The organism is Streptomyces albus subsp. chlorinus (genome assembly GCF_013302895.1).
GTDB lineage: Bacteria > Actinomycetota > Actinomycetes > Streptomycetales > Streptomycetaceae > Streptomyces > Streptomyces chlorinus.
Genome location: NZ_VJOK01000001.1, coordinates 3,768,606 through 3,784,309 on the forward strand (window position 1 = coordinate 3,768,606; position 15,704 = coordinate 3,784,309).

16 protein-coding genes are annotated in these 15,704 nt (G+C 73.6%); 7 read left to right on the forward strand and 9 right to left on the reverse strand.

What is annotated here, in order from left to right; genetic code table 11:
- Window positions 1–319 precede the first annotated feature (319 nt).
- On the reverse strand, window positions 320–973 hold the full coding sequence (locus FM076_RS16745; protein ID WP_173871604.1) for an FMN-dependent NADH-azoreductase: 654 nt from the start codon (window positions 971–973) through the stop codon (window positions 320–322).
- A 128-nt stretch (window positions 974–1,101) separates the two neighbouring features.
- Between FM076_RS16745 and FM076_RS16750 the strand changes: the two genes are divergently transcribed.
- The 3 genes from FM076_RS16750 (at window position 1,102) to FM076_RS16760 (ending at window position 2,857) form a co-directional block, all read left to right on the forward strand.
- Complete coding sequence (locus tag FM076_RS16750; protein WP_173871606.1) at window positions 1,102–1,506, forward strand: winged helix-turn-helix transcriptional regulator; 405 nt, start codon at window positions 1,102–1,104, stop codon at window positions 1,504–1,506.
- A 167-nt stretch (window positions 1,507–1,673) separates the two neighbouring features.
- Window positions 1,674–2,504 (forward strand): J domain-containing protein, encoded by an 831-nt coding sequence (locus FM076_RS16755; protein WP_173871608.1) that lies wholly within the window; start codon window positions 1,674–1,676, stop codon window positions 2,502–2,504.
- Complete coding sequence (locus tag FM076_RS16760; protein WP_173871610.1) at window positions 2,501–2,857, forward strand: rhodanese-like domain-containing protein; 357 nt, start codon at window positions 2,501–2,503, stop codon at window positions 2,855–2,857. Before FM076_RS16755 ends, FM076_RS16760 begins: the two co-directional genes overlap by 4 nt.
- A gap of 272 nt (window positions 2,858–3,129) precedes the next feature.
- On the opposite strand, the gene FM076_RS16765 is transcribed toward FM076_RS16760, so the two are convergent.
- Window positions 3,130–4,245 carry an acyl-CoA dehydrogenase family protein gene (locus FM076_RS16765; RefSeq protein ID WP_173871611.1) on the reverse strand — a complete coding sequence of 372 codons (1,116 nt, stop codon included), beginning with the start codon at window positions 4,243–4,245 and terminating at the stop codon, window positions 3,130–3,132.
- Window positions 4,246–4,410: 165 nt separating this feature from the next.
- On the opposite strand from FM076_RS16765, the gene FM076_RS16770 reads away from it, so the two are divergent.
- A complete protein-coding gene (locus FM076_RS16770; protein ID WP_173871613.1) occupies window positions 4,411–6,489 on the forward strand; it encodes a hypothetical protein in 2,079 nt (692 codons plus the stop codon).
- A gap of 279 nt (window positions 6,490–6,768) precedes the next feature.
- On the opposite strand, the gene FM076_RS16775 is transcribed toward FM076_RS16770, so the two are convergent.
- The 5 genes from FM076_RS16775 to paaA all read right to left on the reverse strand — a co-directional run bounded on the left by FM076_RS16775 (window position 6,769) and on the right by paaA (window position 10,715).
- The gene (locus FM076_RS16775) at window positions 6,769–7,845 is read right to left on the reverse strand and encodes a 2Fe-2S iron-sulfur cluster-binding protein (protein WP_173871615.1); all 1,077 of its coding nucleotides are present in this window, start codon (window positions 7,843–7,845) and stop codon (window positions 6,769–6,771) included.
- Between the two features lie 2 nt (window positions 7,846–7,847).
- Entirely contained in the window at window positions 7,848–8,474 is a 627-nt protein-coding gene (gene paaD, locus FM076_RS16780) for a 1,2-phenylacetyl-CoA epoxidase subunit PaaD (protein ID WP_173874807.1), read from the reverse strand.
- Between the two features lie 188 nt (window positions 8,475–8,662).
- A complete protein-coding gene (paaC, locus tag FM076_RS16785) occupies window positions 8,663–9,388 on the reverse strand; it encodes a 1,2-phenylacetyl-CoA epoxidase subunit PaaC (protein ID WP_173871617.1) in 726 nt (241 codons plus the stop codon).
- On the reverse strand, window positions 9,385–9,669 hold the full coding sequence (gene paaB, locus FM076_RS16790; RefSeq protein WP_173871619.1) for a 1,2-phenylacetyl-CoA epoxidase subunit PaaB: 285 nt from the start codon (window positions 9,667–9,669) through the stop codon (window positions 9,385–9,387). Before paaB ends, paaC begins: the two co-directional genes overlap by 4 nt.
- Window positions 9,666–10,715 (reverse strand): 1,2-phenylacetyl-CoA epoxidase subunit PaaA, encoded by a 1,050-nt coding sequence (gene paaA, locus FM076_RS16795; RefSeq protein WP_173871621.1) that lies wholly within the window; start codon window positions 10,713–10,715, stop codon window positions 9,666–9,668. Before paaA ends, paaB begins: the two co-directional genes overlap by 4 nt.
- A 179-nt stretch (window positions 10,716–10,894) precedes the next feature.
- Between paaA and FM076_RS16800 the strand changes: the two genes are divergently transcribed.
- The 3 genes from FM076_RS16800 to FM076_RS16815 all read left to right on the forward strand — a co-directional run bounded on the left by FM076_RS16800 (window position 10,895) and on the right by FM076_RS16815 (window position 14,021).
- Complete coding sequence (locus FM076_RS16800) at window positions 10,895–11,590, forward strand: DUF5819 family protein (protein WP_428814891.1); 696 nt, start codon at window positions 10,895–10,897, stop codon at window positions 11,588–11,590.
- 17 nt (window positions 11,591–11,607) lie between these two features.
- A complete protein-coding gene (locus FM076_RS33905) occupies window positions 11,608–13,173 on the forward strand; it encodes an HTTM domain-containing protein (RefSeq protein ID WP_243274963.1) in 1,566 nt (521 codons plus the stop codon).
- Between the two features lie 113 nt (window positions 13,174–13,286).
- On the forward strand, window positions 13,287–14,021 hold the full coding sequence (locus FM076_RS16815; RefSeq protein WP_173871623.1) for a TrmH family RNA methyltransferase: 735 nt from the start codon (window positions 13,287–13,289) through the stop codon (window positions 14,019–14,021).
- A 166-nt stretch (window positions 14,022–14,187) separates the two neighbouring features.
- On the opposite strand, the gene FM076_RS16820 is transcribed toward FM076_RS16815, so the two are convergent.
- Both FM076_RS16820 and FM076_RS16825 read right to left on the reverse strand, forming a co-directional pair.
- Window positions 14,188–14,754 carry a bacterial proteasome activator family protein gene (locus FM076_RS16820; RefSeq protein ID WP_173871625.1) on the reverse strand — a complete coding sequence of 189 codons (567 nt, stop codon included), beginning with the start codon at window positions 14,752–14,754 and terminating at the stop codon, window positions 14,188–14,190.
- Between the two features lie 168 nt (window positions 14,755–14,922).
- On the reverse strand, window positions 14,923–15,704 hold a 782-nt coding region (locus tag FM076_RS16825; protein ID WP_207730272.1), incomplete at its 5' end, for a hypothetical protein.

Consider the following 15,704-nt stretch of genomic DNA (forward strand, 5'->3'; position numbering starts at 1 on the left):
GCGCGTTCCTTTCGCGGAGCGTGTCGGTCGCACGGGCCGTCCGCGAGATCCGGTGCGGCCCGTACCGGCACGCTTCCGCCCGTCCACCCCGCGTACGCCGGACGTCCTTCCTGTGGGGGAGGAAGCGAGCACACACGGTCAAACAGGCAAAGAAGCCGCCCTGAAACGTCACCGGCCGCTTCCGGGGGGAAGCGGCCGGTGAGCGGGTGGCGGTGGAGCGGCCGTTGGGCGGCCGGCGGGCGGGCGGCCGACGGCGGGGCCGCCCGCCGGCGGCGGAGTACGGTCGCCCGCCGGTGGCGGAGTACGGCAGCGCGCCTGCTCAGGCCAGCTGGGCGGCCAGTGCCTTGCCGCGCGCCTCGGCGGCCTCGTGGGCGCGGGCCCGGGAGGTCTTCGACAGCTCGACCAGGTCCGCCATGGCCGGGTTGCCCTCGGCGAGGGTGAGCTCCGGCACGATGAACTCCACGTCCAGGCCGAACCCGTCCTTGCCCAGGATCTTCTCCAGGTAGGTCAGCACGAACTCGAAGCTCTCGCGCGGGGTGCCGGGCCCGTAGCCGCCGCCGCGGCTGGCCACGACCGTGGCGGGCTTGCCGGCGAGGGTGGTCGTGGGCGCTCCGCTGGTGCGGCCCATGATGATCACGTGGTCCAGCCACGCCTTGAGGGTCGAGGGGATCGTGTAGTTGTACATCGGCGCGCCGATCAGCACCGCGTCCGCACGCTCCAGCTCGGTGGCCAGCTCGTCCCGCAGCCTGAAGGCGGCGGCCTGCTCCGGGGTGTGCTCCTCGGGGGCGATGAAGCCCGCGGCGGCGGCCACGCCTTCCAGGTGCGGGATCGGCTCGGTGCCCAGATCGCGGTGGATCACCGTCCCGTCCGGGTGCTCGGCCTCCCATGCCTTGCGGAAGGAGGCGGCGACATCGCGGGAGACGGACACCTCGCGGGGATACACGGACGAGTCGATGTGGAGAAGGGTGGCCATGGGGGGTGCTCCTCGTGGTTCACGGGTCGGGTGATTTTCCGACGTTGCTATGAATAGCGATGTAGCTATGTATAGCACAGTCACTTACTTTTCTGCATCCCCTTGTGTCGACGCAGTACTATGGAGGCATGTCCGAGCATGGAAAGCCGCGTGACCTCGCGCCGCCCGAGCGGTCGGCGGCCGGCGCCTGCACCGAGCCGGAGAACGCCATCACGCGCGTCTTCCACGTGCTGGGAAAGCGCTGGACCGGGCTGATCCTGGCCGCGCTGATGAGCGGGCCCGGCCACTTCGCCGAGCTGCGCCGCGCCGTACCCGGCATCAGCGAGCGGATGCTCTCCGACCGGCTCACCGAGCTGGCGGCGCTCGGGCTGGTCTCCCGCTCCGTGGAGGAGGGCCCGCCGCTGCGCGTCAGCTACAGCCTCACGGACTCCGGCCACGCCCTGCGGCCCGCCATGGTGGAACTCACCCGCTGGGCCGACTCCCACCTGCTGCCCGAGGGCGCCGCCGCCTGCCCCGAAGCCTTCAAGGAGTGAGGAGCGCCGCAGCCGGAGCGCCGCAGCCGCCCCCGGTGGAGCGCCGCCCCGCCGTGGACGGAGCGCCGCCACCGCCGTGGGCGGGAGCGTGTCCGGGGTCGGTGGCGGCGTCCTGGGAGCAGGTGGGAGCGCGCGCGAGGGCGGGGCGCGGTCGTAGGGTGGAGCCGATGAACGCCAACTCCCCCGCGCAGGCGAGCGACGAACCCGGAACGGAGCGGCTCGAGAAGGCCGTACGCGCCGCGGAGACCGCGCTGATCGAGTACGAGATCGCGGTCGAGACCTTCCGCGTGGAGGTGGAGAACTTCTCCCGGCTGCACCACCAGCGCCTCGGCCCCGTCTACGCCCGGCTCGACGAACTGGACGCGCGGATCGCCGAGGCGATCGCCGCCCGCACCGGCGACCCCGAGGACATCCGCAGGGCGGACGAGAAGCGCGGCGCCGTGCTGCCCATGCCCAAGGTCGAGGAGCTGTTCTTCGGCTGGATCGACTCCACGGGCATGCTCCCCGAGGCGCAGGCGATGCTCAACGAGCAGCCCGTCAGCCCGCCGAGCCGGGTGCGTCCCGGCGAGGAGGCCCGCCGCGCCTACCGCGACCTGGTCCGCAAGGCCCACCCCGACCTGGCCCAGGACGAGGCCGAGCGCGAGCGCCGCGAGGCGTTTCTCGTCCGGGTGAACAAGGCGTACGCGGACGGTGACGCGCCCGCGCTCGCCGCGCTCGCCGAGGAGTGGGAGGCGGGCCCGCTGCCCGGGCCGGTGGCCGAGCTGCTGCGCGGCGAGGAGCTGTACGCCCGGCTGGAGTGGCTGGCCCAGCGCAAGGAGATGCTCGCGCGGACGGCCGCCGAGCTGGAGGAGAGCGCCATCGGCGCCATGCTGAAGCTGGCGCCCGACGACCCCGACGCACTGCTGGAAGAGATCGCCGAGCAGCTGCTCGGACAGGTGGCCGAGCGCGAGCGCGAGCTCGCCCGGCTCAGTGAGCAAGAGCAGGGAGAACAGGCATGAACGCCCTTCCCGGACAGGTGCCGCAGATCGACGCCGCCTCCGTACCGGCCGACGCGCTGCTGCTGGACGTCCGCGAGGACGACGAGTGGGCGGCCGGGCACGCCGAGGGCGCGCTGCACATTCCGATGAGCGAGTTCGTCGCGCGCCAGGGCGAGTTGACCGAGCGGCTGGGTTCCCGGGACGGGGCCGAGCGGGTGTACGTCGTCTGCCGGGTCGGCGGACGCTCCGCGCAGGTGGCCGCCTACCTCGCCCAGCAGGGCGTGGACGCGGTCAACGTGGACGGCGGCATGCTCGCCTGGGAGAGCGCGGGACGTCCCCTGGTCGGGGAGACGGAACCGGCGTTCGTGCGCTGACCCGCCGGACGGGGCCTGGAGTCCGGAGCCCGGAGACTGGTCCCCGCGAGCCCGGACCTGGTCCCTGGTCCCCGGAGCCCGGACCCTGGAGTCGGAGTCCGGAGCCCGGCTCCCGACCCCGACCCGCCCCCGGAGCCCGTGGGTCCCGCCCGGTGGCGTCGGGACCCGCGTCGGCCGCCGAGTCCGGTCGGGGCGGCACCGGCCGCCTGAACCGTACGACTGAACCGTACGACTGAGCCGCCCGACTGAACCGCCCGCCGTCGGAGGCCGGTTCAGTCCGGGGGGTTGGCGGCGAGCAGGTCGGCCAGGGCCTCCTCGTGTGCGGCGGCCGGGCCGTAGGACAGTTCCCACTGCTTGGCCCAGGCGTGGAAGCGGTGCAGCGGGTAGTCCGTGTCGGCGCCCGCGCCGCCGTGCAGGTGCTGCGCCGTCTGCACGAGGCGGCGCACCCCGTCGGCCGCCCACATCTTGGCGACCGCCACATCGACCGGGTCGAGCCGCCAGGCCGCCTGCCAGAGCGTCGCCTCCATCGCCCGCAGGTCGATGTAGCGGTCCGCCGCCTGGACGGCCACCGCCTGGAACGTGGCCAGGGGGAACCCGAACTGCTCGCGGCGGCTGACGTATCCGCTGGTCATCTCCAGCACCCGGCTGCCCAGCCCGAGCGCCAGCGCGCAGGTACCGGTGGCCAGCAGCCGGAGCAGCAGGTCCGGCGCCCCGGCGTCCTCGACGACGTCCCGGGCGGGGACCCGCACCCCCTCCAGCCGCAGTTCGGCGTACCGCTCGCCGTTGGTGGACGCCTGTTCGGCGAGGGCGAGGCCCGGGGTGTCCCGGGGGGCGACGAACGCCAGCAGGGCTTCCCCGCGCGGGGTGTGCGCCGGGACGACGGCGAGGTCGGCCGTCCGCGCCCAGGGCACGGCGGTCTGCACGCCCTCCAGTACCCAGCCGTTCCCGTCCGCCGCCGGGCTGGCCGTCACGGCCCGCTCGGGGGGCTCGTGGCCCGTCCTCCCGTGGCCCGCCACCGTCAGCGCCAGTCGGCCCGAGGCGATCCGCGGCAGCAGCGCGGTCCGCAGTTCCTCGCTGCCGTACGCGCCCAGGACCAGGGCCGTCGCGCCGGTCTCCAGCAGCGGGACGCGTGCCGGTGCCCGGCCCGCCTCGCGCAGCACCAGGCAGAGCGCCACCGCGTCCAGGCCCGAACCCCCGTACGCGCGCGGCACGGTGAGGCCCAGTAGATCGGTGCGGGCGAGGCGGTCCCACAGCGCGCGGTCGAAGTCGTCGGCCACCGCGCCGGGCACCAGCGCCGGGCTCGGTACGCCGTCGGGCGCCACCTGCGAGAACACGCCCTCGGCGGCCTCCCTGGCCGCCTCCTGCTCCTCACTGAACCCGAAGTCCATGGCCCGCCGCCCTTCGGTCTCCGTACCAGGTGGAACTGACGAGCCGTCAGGTTACGGTACCGGCCACACGGACGGAAGACGGCCGCCACCGGGCGGAACGGTTCACGGACCGGCCGATGACGCGAAGTTCCCTTGCGGAGCGGGGAATTGCGGTATGCATGCGGCATGGCGACCGTTGAGGAGATGCGCGAAGAGCTGCAGGTGCTGCTGAACCGCTCCGAGGAGTGGCTGCACACGCTGACCGGCGTCGCGGGCGTGGCGGTGGATCCCGCCGGGATCGACCGCGACGTCCGCGACCTGGCCGGCAAACGCAGCCGCGCGCTGTCCACACTGCTCAACGTGGGGCTGCTGGGCCGGCAGTCCTCCGGGAAGAGCTTCCTGATCAGCGGACTGCAGAAGGGCCTCCGGTACGTCCGGCTGCCGCAGGACGACGGCGGGTACACCGAGAAGTACCTCGGCATCCTGCCCTCCTCGCCGCTGCCCACCACGGCCTGCCCGTCCACCGTCACGCCGGTCGAGGCCGACTCCTCGGTCCCGTCCGGATCGAGAGGGCTGCTGCGCGTGAGGTTCGCGGAGACCTCCCGGGACGGCTGGGTGGACATCGGCACCGACCTGCGGCCCGGCGTCCTCGCCGCCTACGGCGCGGCGGACGGAGACGTCACCAACCGGGACCCGGCCCACTACCAGCTCACCGTCGAGGAACTCGAACTCCTGCTGCCCGACGCCGCACTGCCCGCCAAGTTCTTCGACCTGCCCGGCGCCGAGTCACCGAACCCCGCCTACGAGAGCATCATGCGCAACGCCTGGGCCGAGGCGGACTGCTTCGTCTACGTCAGCCAGGGCACCGCGACCCTGACCGCCCACGAACTGGGCCTGATCACCGACCTCTACAACCACCACCTGCAGACCGGAAAGCCGGTGCTGTGGGTGCTGACCGGCATCGACCGGGCCAACCAGCTGGGCAACGACAACCGGCCCGCGTGGCAGTCGGCACTGGAGACCAACAACACCTACCTGCGCGAACGCTTCGGCGACGCCGAGGCCGCCTTCATCGGCGAGGGCTTCGTGCCCGTGTCACCGGCGTGGGAGGCGCAGGCCGCCCTCGACGAGAGCGAGGGCAGCCGCGAGGCCGCACACCGCAACCGGGCCAACAGCCGGATGGACGCGCTGCGCGAGCGCCTGACCCGGCTGATCGAGAACGGTGCCGGCCAGGTCCACCTGGAACGCATCGCGGAGGAGACCCGTCGGCTGGTCCGCCGCAGGCACCGTCTCGTCGCGGACACCCTCGCCACCCACCGGGTGTCCGTGGAGGAGCTGACCACCCAGCGGAGCGCCCTGCGGCGGCAGAGGGACCAGGTGGACGAGGCCGCGGCACGCATCGAGCGGGAGCTGCGGGAAGACATCTCCCGCCGGATCCGGACCACCGAACAGCTCTTCGGCGGGCTGGCCCACGTCTTCCACCAGGAGCTGGACACCGTGATCGACAACGGTGACCTCGGCCTGGAGCACACCAGCGACATCCGGCGGCGGCAGACCCGGCTGTTCACCGAGTGGATGAACGCCGCCCAGGGACCGGCCACGGTCTGGCAGGGGCACCTGCGGGAACTGGACTCCCGTGCGCGCGCGGCCCTCCACCTGGAACTGGGCGGCCAGGACGCGGCCGCACAACTCGTCGCACCCGAGCCGATGGACCCCGGCGACCTGCTGAACCCGCTAGACGAACGGCGCCCGCTCGGCCTGTACGGCATGGTCCAGGCCGCGGCGGCCACCATCGGCGTGGTCGGCCCGATGGCCGGAGGCGCCACCTGGCTGATGAGCAGCCTCTCCCTGGCCAGCCTCGTCTTCCCCGTCGGCGCCGCGGTGGCCGTCGGGCTCGCCGGATCCCTGGGCGCCAAGGCCCTCAAGGACCGCAAGTCGGTGATCGAGCGGGCCCGCGACGAGCGCAAGGGCCAGCTCGACCAGCAGGCACAGGACGCCCGCGCCGACTTCGTGGAGGTGGCAGGGAAGCAGGGGCAGCTCCTGTGCGACGCCGTGGCCACGCACCTGGCGGAGCACCGGGCCCGGCTGCGGTCCTCGCTCCACCAGCTCGAAGAGCGCATCCAGGCACCGGACGTCGCCTCCAGCCGGGCGCTGGTGGCCCAGCTGGAGCCGGTGGAGCGGGCCGGCCAGGAGCTGATCGACGCACTGGACAGCCTGTCGCACCAGGCACGCAGCGCGCACCCCGCGGGACGGGCGGGCCGGTGAGCCCGCCGGTTCCGGTGCCCGGTCCCGGTTCTGCTGTCCGGTCCCGGCGTCCGGTGCCCGTGTCCGGTGCTGGTGTCCGGTTCTGACGTCTGTCCCTGGTTTCCGGGCCTGGTTTCCGGGCCTGACGTCCGTCCCTGGCGTCGAGGCCTGGTGTCGAGGCCCGGTGTCCGGGTCTGGTGGCCGTGCCCGCTGGGTGAACTGGCTCGGTGAACTGACGGAGGTCCCGGCTGGAGATATCGGGCGGAGATATCGGGTGGAGGCACTGGCTGGGCGAACCGGTCAGGCGTCGAAGTCCAGGGATATCTCCGGGGTCAGGGGGCGGGACTGGCAGGCCAGGACGTAGTCGGCCGCCACCTCCTCGTCCTCCAGGGCGAAGTTGCGGTCCATGTGGATCTCGCCGCCGAGCAGCCGGGCCCGGCAGGTGCCGCAGACGCCGCCCTTGCAGGCGTAGGGGGCGTCCGTCCGGTTCCGCAGGACCGTCTCCAAAAGCGTCTCCCCTTCCTGGACGGGCCAACTCCCGCCGCGCCCGCCGAGGGTGGCGCTGAGCGTCGCCGAGGCGGACACCGCGCCCGTCGGCGGCGGTGGCGCGGAGCGGGCGGTGCGCGCGTCCGCGTGGAAGATCTCCTGGTGCACGCGCGCGCGGGGCACGCCCAGGGCGCGCAGTGCCGCGGCGGCACCCTCGACCAGGCCGAGGGGGCCGCACAGATACCAACCGTCCATCTCGCGGACCCCGGGCGGGGAGAGGAGCGCGGGGAGCAGTGTGGTCAGCCGCTCGGTGTCGAGGCGGCCGGAGGGCAGCCCGCCGTGCTGCTCCTCGCGGGAGAGGGCCGTCACCAGGTGGAAGCGCTCGGGGTAGCGGTCCTTGAGGTCGGCCACCTCTTCCAGGAACATCGTGGAGGCCGTCGTCCGGTCGCTGCGTATGAGGCAGAACCGCGCCTCGGGTTCGTGTGCCAGCAGGGTGGCGGCGATGGAGAGCACGGGCGTGATGCCGCTGCCGCCGACGACGGCGGCGAACCGCCCCGGACGCGGCTCCAGCACGAACCGCCCGGCAGGCGGCAGCACCTCGACCGTGCTGCCCTCGGTCAGCTCCTTGAGGACGTACGGGGAGAACTCCCCGCCCTCCACGAGGCGGACGCCCACCCGCAGTGTGCCGGGGCGCCGGCGGGCCCGGTCGCACAGCGAGTAGGTGCGGCGGATCTCCTCACCGCGCTCGGTCACGCGCCGCAGCGTGAGGTGCTGTCCGGGGGCGTAGCCGAAGGTCTCGCGCAGCTTCGGGGGAACGGCGAGGGTGAGGGCCGCCGCGTCGTCGGTGAGGCGCTCGATCGACTGGACCCGCAACGGGTGGAAGGCGGGCACCCTCACACCTCCTTGAAGTGGTCGAAGGGCTCGCGGCAGGCCGTGCAGCGGCGCAGCGCCTTGCAGGCGGTGGAGGAGAAGCGGCTGAGGAGTTCGGTGGCGGCCGAGCCGCAGTGCGGACAGCGGACGGGTTCCCTCTCCTGGCCCTGGCGCTGTTGGCCCTCCCCTTCCGGGCCGTCGGTTTCGGGCGTGCAGGGGGCGAGGGGCGGGCCGGTCCTGCCGGGCGTGCCGGGGACGCGGCGGGTGGGGGACAGCCCGACCAGGACCGGGCCTCGGGCGCGGGCCCCGGTGCGGGGCGGGGCGATGCCGTGCCCGGCGAGCTTGCGGCGGCCCTCGTCGCTGATGTCGTCGGTGGACCAGGGCGGGGCGAGCACCGTGCGGACCTCGACGTGCGCGGCGCCGGCTTCCCTCAGCGCCTGTTCGATGTCGGCGGCCATCGCCTCGACGGCGGGGCAGCCGGTGTAGGTGGGGGTCAGCTCGACGAGGACCCGGCCGGGTTCCGGCTCGGTGACCCGGCGCAGCACGCCTAGCTCGGCGAGCGTGACCACGGGCAGTTCGGGGTCGGGCACCGCACCCGCCAGCTCGGCGAAGGTGCTGGCGGAGGTAGCGGCAGGGGATCCGGTGGAGATACCGGCAGGGGCCCCGGTGGAGATATCGGCAGGGGGTCCGGCGGAAATACCGGCAGGGGTTCCGGCGTAGGTACCGGTGGAGGCACCGGCAGGGGTACCGGCGGAGGTATCGGCGGAGCTGCCGGTGGACGTCCTGGTGGAGGTGGCGGGCGAAGGGCGGGGTTCGGCCGCGCGGGGGGCGGGTCGCCTCACCATGTCGCCCCCGGGTGGCTGCGGTGCAGATGCTGCATCTCGGCGAGCATGCGGCCGAACGGCTCGGTGTGGACCCCCTCGCGTCCCGCACCCGCCGACCAGGCGTCCCGGCGCGGGCCGGTGGGAACGGTGAGCCCCGCCCGTGCGAAGACGTCGCCGACGGTGGCGCTCCACTCCTCTTCCAGCTCCTCCCACGGCACGTCCAGGCCCTCGATCGGCTGGAACAGCTCGCCGGTGTACCGCCACAGGGCGTCGGCCGCGCGCTGGGTGCGGGCGTGGCTCTCCTCGGTGCCGTCCCCCAGGCGCAGCGTCCACTGCTCGGCGTGGTCGCGGTGGTAGGCCGTCTCCCGTACGGCCTTGGCCGCCAGGGGGAGGGACGGGGCCAGATGGGCGTGGAGCGGCTGCTGGTAGGAGGAGAAGAACAGCTGGCGGACGATGGTGTGCGCGAAGTCCCCGTTCGGCTGCTCGACCAACTGGCAGTTGCGGAACTCCCGTTCCTCGCGGAGGAAGGCGATCTCGTCCTCGCTGCCGAGCACCTCGGCCAGCTCCGCGTACACCGCCCTGGCCTGGCCCAGCAGGTCCAGCGCGATGTTGGCGAGCGCCACCTCCTCCTCCAGGACGGGGGCGTGGCCGGCCCATTCGCCGAGGCGGTGGGAGAGGACCAGCGCGTCGTCACCAAGGGGGAGCGTGGCCAGGGCGCGGGGCGGCACGGTCGCGGTCACAGGTTCCGCACCCCTTCGGGGACCTCGTAGAACGTCGGGTGGCGGTAGGGCTTGTCGGCGGCGGGCTCGAAGAAGGGGTCCTTCTCGTCCGGCGAGGAGGCGGTGATCGCGCTGGAGGGGACCACCCACAGGGAGACGCCCTCGGAGCGGCGGGTGAACAGGTCGCGGGCGTTGCGCAGGGCCATGCGGGCGTCGGGGGCGTGCAGGCTTCCCGCATGGGTGTGGGACAGGCCGCGCCTGCTGCGGACGAAGACCTCCCACAGGGGCCAGTCGGCGCTCATGCGCGGCTCCTCGCGGCCGGGGCGGTGGCGGACCGGCGGGGGCCGCCCGCCGCGTGCTTGGCCGCGTGGGCGGCGGCGGCCTCGCGGACCCAGGCACCGTTCTCGTGCGCGGCGCGGCGGCGGGCGAGCCGTTGCTCGTTGCAGGGGCCGTTGCCCTTGAGGACCTGGCGGAACTCCTCCCAGTCGATCGCTCCGAAATCCCAGTGGCCGCGCTCCTCGTTCCAGCGCAGGTCCGGGTCCGGGAGGGAGAGGCCGAGCGCTTCGGCCTGGGGGACGCAGATGTCCACGAACCGCTGGCGCAGCTCGTCGTTGGAGTGCCGTTTGATCTTCCACTCCATCGACCGGGCGCTGTGTGCCGACTCGTCGTCGGGCGGACCGAACATCATCAGCGAGGGCCACCACCAGCGGTCCACCGCGTCCTGGGCCATCGCGCGCTGGGCGTCGGTGCCACGGGTGAGGGCGAGCAGCAACTCGTAGCCCTGGCGCTGGTGGAAGGACTCCTCCTTGCAGATCCGCACCATGGCGCGCGCGTAGGGGCCGTACGAACAGCGGCACAGCGGCACCTGGTTGGTGATAGCGGCGCCGTCCACCAGCCAGCCGATCGCGCCGACATCGGCCCAGGTCAGCGTGGGGTAGTTGAAGATCGAGGAGTACTTCTGGCGGCCCTCGTGCAGCTTGTCCAGCAGCTCTTGGCGGCTGACGCCGAGCGTCTCGGCCGCGCCGTACAGATACAGGCCGTGTCCCGCCTCGTCCTGCACCTTGGCCATCAGGATCGCCTTGCGGCGCAGCGACGGGGCGCGGGTGATCCAGTTGGCCTCCGGCTGCATGCCGATGATCTCGGAGTGCGCGTGCTGGGCGATCTGGCGGACGAGGGTGGCGCGGTAGGCGTCCGGCATCCAGTCGCGCGGCTCGATGCGCTCCTCGGCGGCGACGGCGGCGTCGAAGCGGGCCTGGAGCGCCTGCTCCTCCTCCGGGCCCGGCCCCTCCGCGGTGCCGGACGGCCCCTCCGCGCGCCGGCTGGGCGACGGCGTGGTCACCGGTGTCATACGAGCCCCCTCTCCCTACCGACCGATCGTTCGGTTCAAGCATGAGCGCGCCCCCGCGGGCTGTCAAGAGCGAATGACGCGGACCCGCGGAGCCGGGCTTACGGGCCCCAGTAGTCTCTGAGAGTCTCGAGGAGGACCGGTCCCGTCGTGGGCACGGAGAAATGGGGAGCAGGGAGGGCATGGAGCCAGCAGCGCACCAGGTGCCCGGGACGGACAGTGCGGGGGAAGCGGACGGCATGCGCGGGATCGCCGCGCTGTCACTCCCCGCGCGGATCTTCGTCGCGATAGCCGTGGCCGTCGTCACCGTCGGAGTCGCCTTCCACGTGGCGATGGTCTTTCTGCAGACAGCACCGGACAACACCATCAGCAAGCGGCACGCGGACGTCGTCGACTCCTACGTCTACCCGGAGTTCGAACGCAACTGGAAGCTCTTCGCGCCCAACCCCCTCCAGCAGAACGTCGCCGTGCACGCCCGCGCGACCGTCGCCAAGGAGGACGGCGGCACCGAGACCACCGGCTGGGTCAACCTCAGCGCCATGGACGGAGAGGCCATCGACGGGAACCCGGCGCCCAGCCACACCCAGCAGAACGAACTGCGCCGCGCCTGGGAGTTCTACGTCGACAACCACGACGAGAAGGGCAAGCCCTACGGGCTGCGCGGGCGCCTGTCCGAGCAGTACATCAAGCGCATCGTGATGCTGCGCTTCGGGTCCGAACTGAACGGCGGCAGCGTCGAGCGGGTCCAGGTGCGCTCCGCCGTCACTCCGGTCGCTCCGCCCAAGTGGAGCGAGGAGAAGGCCGACCTGCGCACCCAGTACTCCGTGCAGCCGTGGTGGCAGGTCACCAGTGCCGACCTTCCGGGAGGCGCCAAGTGAGCGCACAGGGACGGTACATGGGCCCGGGCGGGCCCGCTCCCGGTGTCGCGGGCCTCCGCGTGCGGATCGAGCGCTGTGTCTCGCGCGGTCTGACGAGGGTTACGGCGCACGCCCTGGGCCCGTACCAGACGGCGATCGTCCGCATCGGATTCGGCGCGGCCTGGCTGCTGTTCCTGCTGCGCGAATGGCCGCACCGGCACGAGCTGTACGGCCCCGACGGGCCCTGGAGCTTCGGGCTCGGCAAACAGCTGGTCGAGACCAACAAGTCCTTCACGGTGCTGCTGTGGTCCGGGAGCACCAGCTGGTTCGAACTCGTCTACGCGGTCGCCATGGCGTCCGCCGCCGCCATGATGCTCGGCTGGCACACCAGGATCTCTTCCGTACTGTTCATGGTGGGGGTGCTCTCCCTCCAGAACCGCAGCGTCTTCATGGGCGACGGCGGCGACAACGTCATCCACCTGATGGCGATGTACCTGGTGCTCACCCGCTGCGCCCAGGTGTGGTCCCTGGACGCACGGCGGGCCCGCCGCGCCGAGGAGAACGCCGCGAGAGCGGCGGCGCACGAGGTCGCGCAGAAGGCCGAGCACCAGGCCGCGCAGGAGGGCGGTCACGAGGCCGCGCAAGAGAATGCCCCGTACCACGTCCCGCATCAGGCGCACGCGGGCGCCGCGGTCCCCGCCAACGCCGTGGCGGCCACCGGCGGTGTGGTGCTGTGGGCGGTACTCGGGGCCATTCTGCTGGGCGGCACGATCGCGGGTGCGCTGAGCACGGGATGGGCCCTCTTCTTCTGGGCGCTGTGGGCCGCGCACGGCCTGTGGTGGTGCCTGGAGAGGGCGGCCGTACGGGGCGGTGAGGCGGTGCGCGAGGCGCGCACGGTGTGCGACATCCTCGCCAACCTGGCGCACAACGGCGTGCTGCTCGTCATCATGGTCGAGGTCTGCCTGATCTACTCGACGGCCGGCTGGTACAAGATCCAGGGCAGCAGGTGGCAGGACGGCACCGCCGTCTACTACCCGATGAACCTGGACTACTTCACGCCCTGGCCCGAACTGAGCCACCTGCTGGCCGGCAGCGGCGTCATGATCTTCCTGGTCACCTACGGCACCGTCATCACCCAGGTCGCCTTCCCGTTCACCCTCTTCAACCGGCGCGTGAAGAACGTCCTGCTGGCGTTCATGATCCTCGAACACCTCAGCATCGCCGTCCTCCTCGGACTGCCCTTCTTCTCGCTCGCGATGATCGCGGCGGACGCCGTCTTCCTGCCGACCGTCTTCCTCGTCTGGGCCGGACGGCACGCCGGCGCGCTGGGAGGCCGGCTGCGGGGGCTGCTGCCCGGCGCGCGACGGCCCGGACCAGACGCCGCCGCGCCCCCCGCTCCCGGGTGGCCCGCGATGGCTCCCCCGGGCCCGCGGACCCCGCAGGCCCCCCGGACACCACCGCAGCCGTCGGCCGGGCCCGCACCGGGGGAGTCCGGTTCCGCATCGGGGGAGTCCGGGCCCGCACCGAGGAAGTTCGCTTCCGCACCGAGGGAGTCCGGGGCGGCGTGGAGGGCGTCCGGAACCGTACCGGGGACGTCCGAGTGACCGCCCGGGGCGCCCGCGGAGCCGCCGGGCGGCGTCCGGGGCCCGGTGGAGCCGGCGGCGAGAGCGGTGACAGCGGTGACAGCGGCGGGCGCGGCCGCTCGTAGGGTGGCCGGGTGACGACGACGGCGGAGACGGAGTGGGCGCGGCACACGGCCGGCGGTGTGCTGCTGGACGGCTTCCACGCGCTCAAGCACGCACTGCGTTTCGGGGCACGGGTGCCGGTGGCGCTGGCCACCGACAGGGAGGCCGCGCTGGCGCTGACCGGGCGGCTGGCACCCGATCTGACCGCCGCCCTGGACGGGCTGCTGCGCGAGGTGCCCGCCGGGACGCTCCGCACCCTGGTGCCCCGGCCGCACCCCACGGGGGTGGCCGCCCTCGCCCGGCGGGACAGCGCCCCCCGGATGCCCTGGGGGAACGCGGCGGACGCGCCCCTCGTCGTCCTCGACAACCCGCGCAACCTCGGCAACGTCGGTGCCGTCGTCCGGCTGGCGGCGGGCGCGGGGGTTGCCGGGGTGCTCACCACGGGGGACGCCGACCCCTGGCATCACGCGGCGGTACGGGCGGGCGCCGGGCTGCACTTCGCCGTGCCCGTCGAGCGGTGCAGGAGCGAACAGCTGCCGCGGCGCCCGCTGTTCGCCTTCGACCCGGAGGGTGAGGACCTGCGCCGGGTGGAGCTTCCGGCCGGTGCGCTGCTCGCCTTCGGCTCGGAACGGCACGGCCTGACCGAGGAGCTGCGGGCCCGCGCCGACCACCTCGTGGCCCTCCCGATGCGGCCCCAGGTCTCCAGCTACAACCTCGCCACCAGCGTGGCGATGGCCCTGTACCACTGGATGGCCCGCCCGGAGTGACCTCGACGCGGTCGCTCCGGGCGGGCCTCCGGCACGTGCCCTCCGGCCTCCGGCACGTGCCCTCCGGTACGCGCCGTCCAGTACGGGCCGTCCGGTACGCGCCCTCGGGTAGGGACTGGCCAGTACGGGCCGGGCGCGGCAGGGCTCCGGCGGCCGGCGCCCGCTGTTACAGGTAGGGGCCGCCCGAGCGGCGGTGCGCCTCGTTGACCTGCGCCGCCTCGTCGGGCGGCAGCGCACCGGCCGGCAGTGCCCTGCGCATCTGCTCCAGCTGGGCGCGTGCCGCCATCTGCTGGGCGAACAGCGCCGTCTGGATGCCGTGGAAGAGGCCCTCCAGCCAGCCGACGAGCTGGGCCTGCGCGATGCGCAGCTCGGCGTCGGTCGGGGTGGAGTCCTCGGTGAAGGGCAGCGAGAGCCGCTCCAGTTCCTCGATCAGCTCGGGTGCGAGTCCGTCCTCCAGCTCCTTGATCGAGCTGGTGTGGATCTCCTTGAGGCGGGCCCGGCTGGCCTCGTCCAGGGGCGCCGCCTTCACCTCCTCCAGCAGCTGCTTGATCATGCTGCCGATCCGCATGACCTTCGCGGGCTGCTCCACCATCTCCGTCACGGGGACCTCAGCCTGCTCATCGCCCTCACCGTCGCCGCCCTTGGCGCCGGTACTGCCGAGAGCCATCCCGTCCGGGCCGACCACCAGGACCTGCGGGCTCTCCTGCGACTGTTCGTTGCTCGGCTGCGTCATGCCCCCATTCTGCATCGGCGCCGCTCCGGGTGCCGAGCGAGGGCGGCCGCCTCCGGACGGGCCGCGAGCCGAGGCGGTGCCCGCTGCGGGAGGGGCCTGCTGCCAGGGGGCCGCTGCGGGAAGGGTGCCCGCTGCGTGAGGGGTGCCCGGCGCGGGGCCGCGGCCCGGTCAGCCGCGCCGCAGGTGCAACGCGAGGAAGGCGAGCCCCAGCCCCATGAGCGTCATCCCGGCGCCGAGCGGCAGCACGGGCAGCACCTGGCCGGAGGGGCGGACGGCCACGGGGTCCCCGGCCGCGCCCGCCCGCCGGGGGCCGGGGTCGTCGGTCGCGTACAGGTCGTGCTTGCCGATCGCCTGGTCCGGTGCGCGCGGTGCCACCGGCTTCCCGAAGGAGGACGGGGGCCGCTGCTCGGACCCGCCTCGCTGTCCGTGCTGCTTCCGGGACTCCTGCGGCGACGGGGACGCGGAGGGACGCCGGTGCTGCTGGCTCCCCCGGTGCTTGCGCGGTTCCTCGGCGCGGGGCCGGTCCGGCCGGTCGGACGGTACGGGGGCCGGGGGGCGTTGTTGCCCGGGCCGCTGCTCCCGTGCGCCCTCGCGCCGGCGGTCGCGCTCCTGTTCCCGCTCCCGCTCCCGCCGGTCCCGGTCCCGGTCCCGGTCCCCGGGCTTGCGCCCTTCGCGGTGCCGCCCCTCCCGCTCCTTCTCGTCGCCGGAACCCGGCACGTATCCGTGTCCGGGGCCCGGCCGGTGGTGCTCGGGCGCGGGGCGGTGAGGGCTCTGGCCCTCAGGGCGGTGAGGCGCGAGCGAGTCGTGCGGAGTCGCGCCCGGGCGCTCGGCGGGCGGCCGGTCGCCGGAGGCCGGAGGCGGCTCGGGCTCCGTACGCGGCGCCCGCCGCGCCGGATCGTGCCCGGCTCCGGGGAGCGGATGTCCGGCCGCGTACGGCAGGCCGTACGGCG

Excerpts from the sequence above, each read along its gene's own strand:
- FM076_RS16745 (WP_173871604.1), bottom strand. The coding sequence starts at position 973 with ATGGCCACCCTTCTCCACATCGACTCGTCCGTGTATCCCCGCGAGGTG.
- FM076_RS16750 (WP_173871606.1), top strand. The coding sequence starts at position 1,102 with ATGTCCGAGCATGGAAAGCCGCGTGACCTCGCGCCGCCCGAGCGGTCG.
- FM076_RS16755 (WP_173871608.1), top strand. The coding sequence starts at position 1,674 with ATGAACGCCAACTCCCCCGCGCAGGCGAGCGACGAACCCGGAACGGAG.
- FM076_RS16760 (WP_173871610.1), top strand. The coding sequence starts at position 2,501 with ATGAACGCCCTTCCCGGACAGGTGCCGCAGATCGACGCCGCCTCCGTA.
- FM076_RS16765 (WP_173871611.1), bottom strand. The coding sequence starts at position 4,245 with ATGGACTTCGGGTTCAGTGAGGAGCAGGAGGCGGCCAGGGAGGCCGCC.
- FM076_RS16770 (WP_173871613.1), top strand. The coding sequence starts at position 4,411 with ATGGCGACCGTTGAGGAGATGCGCGAAGAGCTGCAGGTGCTGCTGAAC.
- paaB (WP_173871619.1), bottom strand. The coding sequence starts at position 9,669 with ATGAGCGCCGACTGGCCCCTGTGGGAGGTCTTCGTCCGCAGCAGGCGC.
- paaA (WP_173871621.1), bottom strand. The coding sequence starts at position 10,715 with ATGACACCGGTGACCACGCCGTCGCCCAGCCGGCGCGCGGAGGGGCCG.
- FM076_RS16800 (WP_428814891.1), top strand. The coding sequence starts at position 10,895 with ATGGAGCCAGCAGCGCACCAGGTGCCCGGGACGGACAGTGCGGGGGAA.
- FM076_RS33905 (WP_243274963.1), top strand. The coding sequence starts at position 11,608 with ATGGGCCCGGGCGGGCCCGCTCCCGGTGTCGCGGGCCTCCGCGTGCGG.
- FM076_RS16820 (WP_173871625.1), bottom strand. The coding sequence starts at position 14,754 with ATGACGCAGCCGAGCAACGAACAGTCGCAGGAGAGCCCGCAGGTCCTG.